General features: G+C 72.3%; 8 protein-coding genes. 4 read left to right on the top strand and 4 right to left on the bottom strand.

Going from position 1 to position 11,129, the window contains the following annotated elements; genetic code table 11:
- Positions 1-148: 148 nt before the first annotated feature.
- Positions 149-1,516: a cystathionine beta-synthase gene (locus tag ABZ234_RS26940; RefSeq protein ID WP_267946569.1), complete on the bottom strand. Its 1,368-nt coding sequence runs from the start codon at positions 1,514-1,516 to the stop codon at positions 149-151.
- Positions 1,517-1,891: 375 nt separating this feature from the next.
- Here ABZ234_RS26940 and ABZ234_RS26935 point away from each other — a divergent pair, with 375 nt between their 5' ends.
- From ABZ234_RS26935 to ABZ234_RS26925, 3 genes are all read left to right on the top strand, one after another.
- Positions 1,892-2,944 (top strand): SGNH/GDSL hydrolase family protein, encoded by a 1,053-nt coding sequence (locus ABZ234_RS26935; protein WP_355013894.1) that lies wholly within the window; start codon positions 1,892-1,894, stop codon positions 2,942-2,944.
- 143 nt (positions 2,945-3,087) lie between these two features.
- Positions 3,088-4,308, top strand: coding sequence for an acetyl-CoA C-acetyltransferase (locus ABZ234_RS26930; protein WP_344183449.1), 1,221 nt, complete (start codon positions 3,088-3,090; stop codon positions 4,306-4,308).
- Between the two features lie 312 nt (positions 4,309-4,620).
- A complete protein-coding gene (locus tag ABZ234_RS26925) occupies positions 4,621-4,872 on the top strand; it encodes a DUF4287 domain-containing protein (protein WP_267946572.1) in 252 nt (83 codons plus the stop codon).
- 118 nt (positions 4,873-4,990) lie between these two features.
- Here ABZ234_RS26925 and ABZ234_RS26920 read toward each other — a convergent pair whose 3' ends face one another.
- From ABZ234_RS26920 to pruA, 3 genes are all read right to left on the bottom strand, one after another.
- Positions 4,991-5,923 carry a Bax inhibitor-1/YccA family protein gene (locus ABZ234_RS26920; protein WP_344183452.1) on the bottom strand — a complete coding sequence of 311 codons (933 nt, stop codon included), beginning with the start codon at positions 5,921-5,923 and terminating at the stop codon, positions 4,991-4,993.
- A 329-nt stretch (positions 5,924-6,252) separates the two neighbouring features.
- Positions 6,253-7,179: a proline dehydrogenase family protein gene (locus ABZ234_RS26915; RefSeq protein WP_267946574.1), complete on the bottom strand. Its 927-nt coding sequence runs from the start codon at positions 7,177-7,179 to the stop codon at positions 6,253-6,255.
- Positions 7,180-7,325: 146 nt separating this feature from the next.
- A complete protein-coding gene (pruA, locus tag ABZ234_RS26910) occupies positions 7,326-8,951 on the bottom strand; it encodes an L-glutamate gamma-semialdehyde dehydrogenase (RefSeq protein WP_355013893.1) in 1,626 nt (541 codons plus the stop codon).
- 142 nt (positions 8,952-9,093) lie between these two features.
- Here pruA and ABZ234_RS26905 point away from each other — a divergent pair, with 142 nt between their 5' ends.
- Positions 9,094-10,917, top strand: coding sequence for a helix-turn-helix domain-containing protein (locus ABZ234_RS26905; RefSeq protein WP_355013892.1), 1,824 nt, complete (start codon positions 9,094-9,096; stop codon positions 10,915-10,917).
- Positions 10,918-11,129 lie beyond the last annotated feature (212 nt).

Below are 11,129 nucleotides of genomic sequence, written 5' to 3'. Positions count from 1 at the left end.
GGCAGACCGGCGGGAGCCCCGTCGAGGGCCAGCCCGAGCAGGGCGTCGACGTCCAGGTACCGCTCCGCCAGGTCGGCGAGTCCGGGGGCCCCGGAGGCCCTGCGGTCGTTCGGCCGCCCGCCGGAGCGGGCGCGGCGGGCGCCGCCCGCTAGCCGGCCAGGTGGGCGAGCAGGTCCTGGCGGGTGAGAATGCCCACCGGTTTGCCGTCGCGCAGCACCACCAGGGCGCCGGAGCCGCGCAGCAGGCGCACGCAGTCGCTGACGGGCGTACCGGTGCCGACCGTGGCGAGCGGCTTGCCCATGTGCGTCTCGACCGCGTCGTCCAGCTGCGCCCGGCCGTCGAACAGCGCGTCCAGGAGGTCGCGCTCGGCGATGGAGCCGACCACCTCGGCGGCCATGACCGGGGGCTCCTCCTTCATGACGGGGAGCTGGGAGACGCCGTACTCCCGCATGATCGCGACCGCGGTGCCCACCGTCTCGTCCGGGTGGCTGTGCACGAAGTCGGGCAGCTCGCCGCCCTTCTCCCCGAGCACGTTGCCGGCCGTGGCCTCCTCCGTCTCGGCGGTCAGGAAGCCGTAGTCGGACATCCACTCGTCGTTGAAGATCTTGCCGAGGTACCCGCGCCCGCCGTCGGGGAGCAGCACGACGATGACGTCGTCGGGGCCCGCGTCCTTGGCCACGCGCAGCGCGGCCTCGACGGCCAGCCCGCAGGAGCCGCCCACCAGGAGGGCCTCCTCACGGGCGAGGCGGCGGGTCATCAGGAAGGAGTCCTTGTCGCTGACGGCCACGATCTCGTCGCACACGGAGGTGTCGTAGGTGCCGGGCCAGATGTCCTCGCCCACGCCCTCGACAAGGTACGGGCGGCCCGTGCCCCCGGAGTACACCGAGCCCTCGGGGTCGGCGCCGACGATCTTCACGGAGCCCCCGGAGACCTCCTTGAGGTACTTGCCGGTGCCGCTGATGGTCCCGCCGGTGCCGATGCCCGCGACGAAGTGGGTGATCCGGCCCTCGGTCTGGTCCCAGATCTCGGGGCCGGTCGCGTGGTAGTGCGACTCGGGGTTGTTCCGGTTCTCGTACTGGTTGGGCTTCCAGGCGCCGGGGATCTCGGCGGCCAGCCGGTCCGAGACCGAGTAGTAGGACTCGGGGTGCTCGGGGGCGACCGTGGTTGGGCACACCACGACTTCGGCCCCGTAGGCGCGGAGCACGGACAGCTTGTCCGGCCCGACCTTGTCCGGGCACACGAAGACGCAGCGGTAGCCCTTCTCCTGCGCGACGATCGCCAGGCCGATGCCGGTGTTGCCGGAGGTGGGCTCGACGATGGTCCCGCCGGGCCGGAGGTCCCCGCTCTTCTCCGCCGCCTCGACCATGCGGAGCGCGATGCGGTCCTTGACCGAGCCCCCCGGGTTGAAGTACTCGACCTTGGCCAGGATCGTCGGCGCGAGCCCCTCCGTGACCTTCCGCAACCGGACGAGAGGGGTGTCCCCCACCAGGTCGATCAGTGAGTCGTGTACCCGCACTTGTGCTCCCTCGGCATCGTGGCGACCGGGTCTTCGGCCCGCCTGGTCCTCGCCCCGGCGGCGAGTCCGGGGCCGTGGGCCGGTCCGGCCCGTCTCACCCCGACTCTAACGTTTCCCACCAGGGGGTTCGGCGGGCGGAATACGGCGCGGACCCGGTGCCCGCGCACGTCCGGGGGCGGCCCTCCGCCGAGGCCGCGGAGGGGCTGCAGGTGCGCACGGTGCGCGGCCGGGGTCGCCCGGACGCCCGTTCCCCCTCACCCCGGGGTTCGGACGGTGTGCCGCCCGGGTACGTGACCCGGGGGTTCCCCGCCGGTAACCTCGCAGGTAACCGGCTCGCCCCAGGGCAGGCGGGTCCGAGGACTCGGAGGTCGTCCTGTGCTGCGAGCCGCACGCGCACGGCGGATCGCCGCTGCCACCGCGTTCGGTGGCGGCGGGCTCACACTCGTGGGGGGCGGCACGGTCGCCCTCCTCTACCTCCAGGCGAGGCTGGCCCGCCGCGCGGTCGGCACGACGCGGTGGGACCGGCCGGTCGTCAACGGCGTCTACGGCGGGGGCGGGGGCACGCCGCTCCGGATGCTGATGATGGGCGACTCCACCGCCGCCGGGTTCGCGGTCGCCAGGGCCGACCAGACCCCCGGCGTCCTGCTCGCCTCCGGGATCGCGGCGGCGTCGGAGCGCCCGGTCCGCCTGCGCTGCACGGCCTCCCCCGGCGCCACCTCCGCGAACCTGTCCGCCCAGGTCGAACGCGCACGGGCCCTGGAACCGGGTTCGCGCTACGACGTCGCGGTGGTCTTCATCGGCGCCAACGACGTCATCCGCCGCATCCGGCCCAACGACGCCGTCGCCCGGCTGCGCGAGACCGTGCAGGACCTGGTCGGCCGGGGGACCGCCGTGGTCGTGGCGACCTGCCCGGACCTGGGCACGGTCCGCCCCATCGGCTGGCCGCTGCGCTCGATCGCCCGACGCGCCTCGCGGCAGCTCGCCGCGGCGCAGACGATCGCCGTGACCGAGGTCGGCGGCCGCACCGTGTCCCTGAGCGACATCCTCTCCGACGACTTCCGGACGGACCCTTCATCGATGTTCGGGCCCGACCGATTTCATCCGTCAGCTCGCGGGTACGCGCAGGCCGCATGCGCCGTCCTCCCCTCCGCCTGCGCCGCCCTCGGGCTGCTCCCGGAACTGGAGGAGGCCCGTCGCACACGCGGCATCCTGCCGGTGGACCGGGCGGCCGTGGTCGCCGCCGAGACCCCGGGCACGGAGGTCTCGCGCGCGGCGTCCCACGTCGACGGACAGGCGCCGGGGACGCGCGGGCGCTGGGCCGCGCTCATCCGGAGCCCCTTCCGGCTGCGGGCGAACGGCGACCGCGAGGAGCGCCCCGCGGAGTTGGGGGCGGGGGACGCCGGACGGCCTTCGGGCGAGCCCTCCTGAACGCCGACCCCGGGTGGCGGGCGGAGGCCCCGGACGGGTTTACTGGTCGGTAACAAGACATGCTGTGACCTGTCCCGGCGCGCCGGCCGCCGGGTCCGGACCCACAGCCCGCACGCAGCACCTCAACGACAGGGACGAAGCCCATGCCCGAAGCAGTCATCGTCGCCACAGCCCGTTCCCCGATCGGCCGCGCCTTCAAGGGCTCGCTCAAGGACATCCGCCCGGACGACCTGACCGCCCAGATCATCGGCGCCGCCCTGGCCAAGGTGCCCCAGCTCGACCCCTCGGGCATCGACGACCTGATGCTCGGCTGCGGCCTGCCCGGCGGCGAGCAGGGCTTCAACATGGCCCGCATCGTGGCCGTCCAGCTCGGCCTGGACACCGTCCCCGGCACCACCGTGACGCGCTACTGCTCCTCCTCGCTCCAGACGACCCGGATGGCCTACCACGCCATCAAGGCGGGCGAGGGCGACGTGTTCGTCTCCGCCGGCGTCGAGACCGTCAGCCGCTTCGCCCACGGCAGCAGCGACAACCCGCAGAACGAGAACCCGCTCTTCGCCGACGCCAAGGCGCGCACCGAGAAGCGCAAGGAGGGCGGCGCCGCGGCCTGGACCGACCCGCGCGAGGAGGGCGCGCTTCCCGACGCCTACATCGAGATGGGCCAGACCGCCGAGAACGTCGCCCAGATCACCGGCGTCTCCCGGCAGCGCCAGGACGAGTTCGCGGTGCGCTCGCAGAACCTCGCCGAGAAGTCCCTCGACAACGGCTTCTGGGAGCGCGAGATCACCCCGGTGACCCTGCCCGACGGCACCGTGGTCAGCACCGACGACGGCATCCGCCGCGGCACCACCTACGAGAAGGTCGCCGGCCTCAAGCCGGTGTTCCGCCCCGACGGCACCGTCACCGCGGGCAACGCCTGCCCCCTCAACGACGGCGCCTCCGCCGTGGTCGTCATGAGCGACACCAGGGCGGCGCAGCTGGGCATCACCCCGCTGGCCCGCATCGTGTCCACCGGCGTGACCGGCCTGAGCCCGGAGATCATGGGCCTGGGCCCGGTCGAGGCCTCCCGGCAGGCCCTCGCCCGTGCCAACATGGCCATCGGCGACATCGACCTGGTCGAGATCAACGAGGCCTTCGCCGCGCAGGTGCTGCCCTCCGCCGACCAGCTGGGCATCGACATCGACGGCACCCTCAACGTCAACGGCGGCGGCATCGCGGTCGGCCACCCGTTCGGCAGCACCGGCGCCCGCATCACCGGCACGCTGATCAACGGCCTCCAGTTCCACGACAGGACGTTCGGCCTGGAGACCATGTGCGTCGGCGGCGGCCAGGGCATGGCGGCGATCTTCGAGCGCCTCAGCTAGGCTTTCCCGGGGGCCGGCCGCGCCGGCCCCGCCGAGGTCCCCCGTCCCCCTCCTCACATCGGGGGAGGACGGGGGATCTTCGTGCATATGTGGGCATTTGCGACACTTCACCCATGGACGTCGAAGGGCTTCCCCTCCGTCGGACCACGGGCGATTACGCACCTGCACATCCGCGATCGTCTGTCATTAGGCTCCGGGCAAACGTTCCCGCACCGGCAAGGTAAAAGCTGGCGACCGGGGCTTGTCCGGAACGTGTTCCTGATGCAGGGTCGCAGGTAAGTGCCACACACCACAGCGCTGCCGGAGGTGCCTATGTCGGTAACCCACTCGCCGGAGGTCCACGCCAAGCTCATCGAACGCATCCCGGTCGTCACCGGCCGGGGACTCCACGAGTGGTTCGCCGCCCTCGACAAGGGACCGGGACTGCTCCGCTGCCAGGACAGGTCCAACTGGCTCGCGGACGAGTACGAGCTCCCCCAGTGGTACGCGCAGGCCATCGTGCTGGAGCACGACCGCCGCCGCAGGAACCGTTCGATCCCCGCACCGCGCGGCGAGAACGCCTGACCACGGGTCCCGCGTCCGAACACCGCACGCGACACGACGAAGGGGCCGCCACCCGGAACACCCGGGTGGCGGCCCCTCGCCACGCGACGAAAACCTGTCGGCCGCCGGCCGACGGTCGCTACTCGGCGAAGATCGTCTTGATCATCCAGAGCAGGCGCAGGATCTCGATGTAGAGCCAGACCAGGGAGACGGTCAGGCCGAAGGCGAACTGCCAGGCGAACTTGTCGGGGATCCCGGCGTTCAGGCCCTCCTCGATGCCCCGGAACTCCAGGGCGAGGGTGCAGGCCGCGATGACGACGAACACGAGGCCGACGACCAGGCCCAGCGGGCTGGGCTCGCGGATGCCGATGCCGCCGGAGATGAAGAAGCTGGCCACGAAGTTCACCAGCATGAGCGCGGCCGCGCCCAGGGTGGCGTACATGACGACCTTCATGAAGCCGTCGGTCACCTTGATGATGCGGAACTTGTACAGCGCCAGCATCACGGCGAACACGACGACCGTGCCCAGGACCGCCTGGGTCACGAGGGCGCCGCCCGCGCCCGCGTCACCGGTCGTCGCCTCCAGGGACGAGGCCAGGAGCGCGGAGAGCCCGCCGACGAGCAGACCCTCCAGGGCCGCGTAGGCGAGGATCGCGACGGGGTTGGTGATCTGCTTGAAGGCGATGACCAGCCCGAGCACCAGGCCGCCGAGGGCGCCGACGATCATCAGGCCCATGGTGAGGCCCGGGGCGAAGGGGTCGAAGAGGAAGTAGTTGACGACGGCGAAGAGCGCGACGACACCGAGGGTCATCCCGGTGCGCACGACGACGTCGTCGATGGTCATCCGCTGGCCGCCGGCGCCCTGGACGGGACCGCCCGGGTAGCCCTGCTGCGGGTAGCCCTGCTGCGGGTAACCCTGCTGGGGGTACTGCTGGCCGTAGCCCTGCTGCGGGTACGGTTGTCCGTACCCCGGCTGACCGTAGCCCTGCTGACCGTACCCCTGGTGGGGGGCCCCGGCCGGGGCCTGCTGAAGTGCCCGCTTGAGGACGGGGTTGGAACTCCGCATCCGCATGTCTAGTAATGGCCTTTCACGCGTGGATTGCTGCCCACAAGGTAACGTACGGGACCGACACGGGGTTCCGCAGGACAGGTCACCGTTGGGAAACGGGGCGGGCCGCCGACGGCGGTGCCGCATCGCGCGGAAGAGGCCCCTCGCGGACCGGCCGCTGCGGGACCGCGGCCCCGGGCGCGGCCGTGCGGCACACCCGTCCGCAGGCCCCGCGTTCGATCGTCGGAGCCCCGGCAGCGCACGTGGTCGCCCCGGGGCCCGTGTCGTCCGGACAGCACCCGGGCCCGTGGCCGGGATGCCGTCCGGCCACGGGCCCGGGGTCGAACGCCGGGCTAGTTGCGGGTCACCAGCGAGCGTGCCAGGAAGAGCACGTTGGCCGGGCGCTCCGCCAGGCGCCGCATGTAGTAGCCGTACCACTCGGTGCCGTACGGCATGTAGACGCGCATCCTCTTGCCCTCGGCGGCGAGGCGGACCTGCTCGGCGTCGCGGATCCCGTAGAGCATCTGGTACTCGTAGTCGTCCGCCGAACGACCGTTGGCCTCGGCCAGGGAGCCGGCGATGGCGACCATGCGCGGGTCGTGCGAGGCGACCATGGGGTAGCCGTCGCCCTCCATGAGGACGCGCAGCGCGCGCACGTACGCCTTGTCGACCTCGGCCTTGTCGCGGTACGCGACCGAGGCGGGCTCGTCGTAGGCGCCCTTGCACAGGCGCACGCGCGAACCGGCGCCGCTCAGGTCGCGGCAGTCCGCGACGGTGCGGCGCAGGTAGGCCTGGAGCACCGCGCCAGTGGACGGGAAGTCCTCGCGCAGCTCCCGCAGGATCCCCAGGGTGGAGTCGACCGTGGTGTGGTCCTCCATGTCGAAGGTGACCGTGGTGCCGATCGCCTTGGCCGCCTCGGCAATCTCGCGGGCGTTCTCCAGGGCGATCTTCTCGCCGTCCCTGTCGAGGAACTGGCCCACGGCCGAGAGCTTGACCGACACCTCGGCCCGGTCTCCGAGACCGGCCTCGCCGAGCGCGGCGAGCAGGTCCCGGTAGGCGGTCACCGTCGCCGCGGCCTGCGCGGCGTCGGCGGTGTCCTCCCCCAGGAAGTCCAGGGTGACGTAGCGGTCCCTGGTCAGGTCCTCGATCGCGGGGAGGGCCTCCTCCATGGTGGAGCCCGCCACGAACCTGTGGACCATGGCCCGGGTCATGGGGGTGCGCTCGACGACGGTGCGGACCTTCGCGGACCTGGCGGCGAGCAGAAGGGGCTTACGAAGCATGGTGACCTCGAAGAAGACGTGCGCGGGCCTGTGGACCCGCGCGGACGGGGCAGCGGCCGGGGGGTGTCCCCGCGGTGCCGGTGGATTCCTCGGGGGGCTGGAGGGGTCCGCACCCCCTCAGGACGGGAGGGGGTGCGGAACCGTGGCTACCCCTGGTGGGGGTAGGAGGAGACCGTCGGCGCGACGAACGTCTCCTTGATGGCGCGCGGGCTGGACCAGCGGGACAGGTTCTGCGCGGAACCGGCCTTGTCGTTGGTGCCGGAGGCGCGTCCGCCGCCGAACGGCTGCTGGCCCACGATGGAGCCGGTCGGCCGGTCGTTGACGTAGAAGTTGCCCGCCGAGAACCGCAGCGCCTCGGTGGCCCTGGCGATCGCGGAGCGGTCCTTGGCCAGGACCGCGCCGGTCAGGGCGTAGGCGGAGCCCTCGTCGACGACCTTGAGGATGTCGTCGAACTCGTCGTCCTCGTACACGTGGACGGCGATGACCGGGCCGAAGTACTCGGTGCGGAACACGTCGTTGGTCGGGTCCGTGCCCTCGATGATGGTCGGGCGCACGAAGTAGCCGACGGAGTCGTCGGCGGTCCCGCCGGCGATGATCTCCAGGGTCGGGTCGGACTCGGCGTCCTTCAGGACCTTGGCCAGCTTGTCGAAGGAGCGGCGGTCGATGACGGCGCCGATGAAGTTCGACAGGTCGGTCACGTCGCCCATGGTCAGGGCCTCGGTCTCGGCGACCAGGTCGTCGCGCACCTGCTCCCACACGGAGCGGGCGACGAAGGCGCGCGAGGCGGCCGAGCACTTCTGGCCCTGGTACTCGAAGGCGCCGCGGACGATCGCGGTGCGCAGGACCTCGGGGTCGGCGGAGGAGTGCGCGACGATGAAGTCCTTGCCGCCGGTCTCGCCGACGATGCGCGGGTAGCTGCGGTAGGAGGAGATGTTCTCGCCGACGCTCTTCCACAGGTGCTGGAAGGTCTTGGTCGAGCCCGTGAAGTGCACACCGGCGAGCTCGGGGTCGTTGAGGGCGACGTCGGAGACGGCGAGGCCGTCACCGGTGACCATGTTGATGACGCCCGGGGGCATCCCGGCCTCCTCCAGGAGGCGCATGGTCAGCTCGGCGGCGAACTGCTGGGTCGGGGAGGGCTTCCACACGACCACGTTGCCCATCAGGGCCGGGGCGGTGGGGAGGTTGCCCGCGATGGCGGTGAAGTTGAAGGGGGTGATCGCGTAGACGAACCCCTCCAGCGGGCGCTGCTCCATGCGGTTCCACACGCCGCGGACGCTCAGGGGCTGCTGGGCGATCAGCTCGCGGGCGTAGGAGACGTTGAAGCGCCAGAAGTCGATGAGCTCGCAGGCCGCGTCGATCTCCGCCTGCTGGGCGGTCTTGGACTGGCCGAGCATGGTGGCGGCGTTGATGGTGGCGCGCCAGGGGCCGGCGAGCAGGTCGGCGGCGCGCAGGAGGATGGCGGCGCGGTCGTCGAAGGACATCGCGCGCCACGCCGGGGCGGCGGCCTTGGCCGCGGCGACGGCGGCGCGGGCGTCGTCGTGGGTCGCGTTGCGCATGGTGCCCAGGACGGCGGCGTGACGGTGCGGCTGCACGACGTCGATGGGCTCTCCGCCGCCCATGCGGCTCTCGCCGTTGATGCGCATCGGAAGGTCGATGCTCTCCTTGCCGAGCTCCTCCAGCTTGGCGACGAGCTCTTCGCGCTCGGCGCTGCCGGGCGCGTAGGACAGAACGGGTTCGTTCTGCGGCAGCGGGACGTTGGTCACGGCGTCCATGGGCACCTCCCCAGTTAAGAATGTCCCTGAAACGAGCAGGGTTGAGCTGACTCAACGCTCTCAGAACAAGACCGTGCGAACCTTGTGGGGCAGGCCACTCTTTGCCCGCCTTATTTGTTCACTGGGACAAAATGGGACTCATATGAGCACTGACACCCCACCACCGGGCCCCTTTCACCCCTCTGACGGCGAACCGCACCGGACGGAAGTGCGGACGAGCGTCTTCGCAGGTCACTCCGTCCACGACGGGGAGGGTTCCACCGGGGTGCCCCTGCGCAGACTGCTGCTGGCCCTGGGCGACCCCGTTGCGGACGTCGCGGCCGCGCCGGGGGGTCTTGATGTCCAGGTGGACAATGTCGTCATCCTCGATCCGGAGGACCGCGCGGAGGTCCGCGAGGGCGACCTGGTGCTGCTGATCGGCGCGCGCGGAGCGGCCGCGCGCCGGCTCGTCCGGACGCTGGCCGAGCAGGGCGCCACGGCGGTCGCCGTCAAGACCGGCGGGCATCCCCAGGAGGAGGCGCCGTCGGCGGGCGGCCGGGCGGGGCGGCCCAGGCCGGGCGCGACCGATGAGCTCCAGGCGCTGCGGAGCGAGGCGCGTGAGGCGGGGATCGCCCTGCTGGCGGTCCGCGCGGAGGTGCGGTGGGACCAGTTGCAGGCGGTCTGCCAGAGCATCGTGGACGACGCCCGGCTGACCGCCGTCGAGGACCTGGGCGAGTCCAGCGGCGACCTGTTCTCGATGGCGCAGACGATCGCCCAGCTGACCGGTGGCCTGGTGAGCATCGAGGACGCGGCCAGCCGGGTGCTGGCCTACTCCAGCGGCGCGGAGGTGGACGAGCTGCGGCGGCTGTCGGTGCTGGGCAGGCGCGGACCGGAGTCGTACCTGGCGCTGCTGCGCGAGTGGGGCGTGTTCGCCAAGCTGCGTGCCGGCGAGGAGGTGGTGCGCATCGAGGAGCACCCCGACCTGGGCATCCGCCGCCGCCTGGCGGTGGGCATCCACGCCGGACGGCAGCCGCTCGGGGCGATCTGGGTGCAGGAGGGCGCGAGCCCGCTGGCGGAGAACGCCGAGGAGGCGCTGCTGGGGGCCGCCCGCACCACCGCGCTGCAGATGATCAGGCAGCGCAGCCAGGCCAGTGCGGGGCTGCGGCTCCGTGAGGACCTCCTGTCGAGCCTGCTGGAGGGGAGGATCGACGCGGGGGCCCTGGCCGACACGGTGGAGGTGCACGCCGACCGCGGCGCGCTGGTGGTGGCGTTCTCGCTGCTGGAGGCTCCGGACGGAGCCGGCGAGGAGCGTCCCGACCGGCCCGCCCGCGAGCTGCGCCGGCGCCGGATGATCGACCTGGTGTCGGTGCACACCGCCGCGTACCGCCGCAGCGCCCTGGTGACGGAGCTGGGCGGCCGGGTGTACGTGCTGCTGCCGGACCTGGAGCGCGGCAGGGAGGGGTGGCGGGGGGTGGAACAGTCGGTGCTGGCCCTCACGCGCAAGACGGTGGCGGCGGCGCGCGCGGCCCTGGGGGCGCGGGTGCAGGGGGCGGTGGGGTCGCTGATGGAGCGGCTGGCGGACGTGCCGGACTCGCGCGCCGAGGCCGACCGCGTGCTGGACGCGATGGGCCGCGACCTGGAGCGGCACCTGGACTGGGAGGTGGCGACCATCTCCGACGTGCGCTCGCGGGTGCTGATCGGCGAGACGCTGGCCCGGTTGCGGGAGGACCCGTCCCTGCGCGACCCGAGGGTGAGCCGGTTGATCGAGTACGACCGTGCGGGCGGCGCCGACCTGGTGCACTCGCTGCTGGCCTACCTGGAGGCGTTCGGTGACGCGCGGGCGGCGGCGGAGCGGCTGCACATCCACCCCAACACCCTGAGGTACCGGGTGCGCAGGGCCGCCTCGGTGAGCGGGATCGACCTGGGCGACCCGGGAGAACGGCTGTTCACGCAGCTGCAGCTCCTCATGAAGCAGCAGGCCCCGTAGCCTCACGCCCCGCCCCGGGGGTGGCCGGTGCAAGCCGACCCCGCCCCTGGGGGTTGTGCGTGAGGGCGCCGCCGGGGTGCTGCAGGACGAGTCAAGCCGCGAGCGAGGAACGAGCGGCAGGCGCAGACGAGGACGAAGCACACCGGCCTCAAGGCGCCCGAACCCCGGGGCAAAGCGAAGCGGAGCCCCAAAACAACAGGGTTGTCCGTGAG

The organism is Nocardiopsis sp. NPDC006198, assembly GCF_040613895.1.
GTDB classification, from domain to species: Bacteria; Actinomycetota; Actinomycetes; order Streptosporangiales; family Streptosporangiaceae; genus Nocardiopsis; species Nocardiopsis tropica.
This window is presented reverse-complemented; position numbering and strand designations above follow the sequence as displayed.

Coding starts and splice junctions, on each gene's coding strand:
- ABZ234_RS26905 (WP_355013892.1), top strand. CDS start 9,094: ATGAGCACTGACACCCCACCACCGGGCCCCTTTCACCCCTCTGACGGC.
- ABZ234_RS26930 (WP_344183449.1), top strand. CDS start 3,088: ATGCCCGAAGCAGTCATCGTCGCCACAGCCCGTTCCCCGATCGGCCGC.
- ABZ234_RS26925 (WP_267946572.1), top strand. CDS start 4,621: ATGTCGGTAACCCACTCGCCGGAGGTCCACGCCAAGCTCATCGAACGC.
- ABZ234_RS26915 (WP_267946574.1), bottom strand. CDS start 7,179: ATGCTTCGTAAGCCCCTTCTGCTCGCCGCCAGGTCCGCGAAGGTCCGC.
- pruA (WP_355013893.1), bottom strand. CDS start 8,951: ATGGACGCCGTGACCAACGTCCCGCTGCCGCAGAACGAACCCGTTCTG.
- ABZ234_RS26920 (WP_344183452.1), bottom strand. CDS start 5,923: ATGCGGATGCGGAGTTCCAACCCCGTCCTCAAGCGGGCACTTCAGCAG.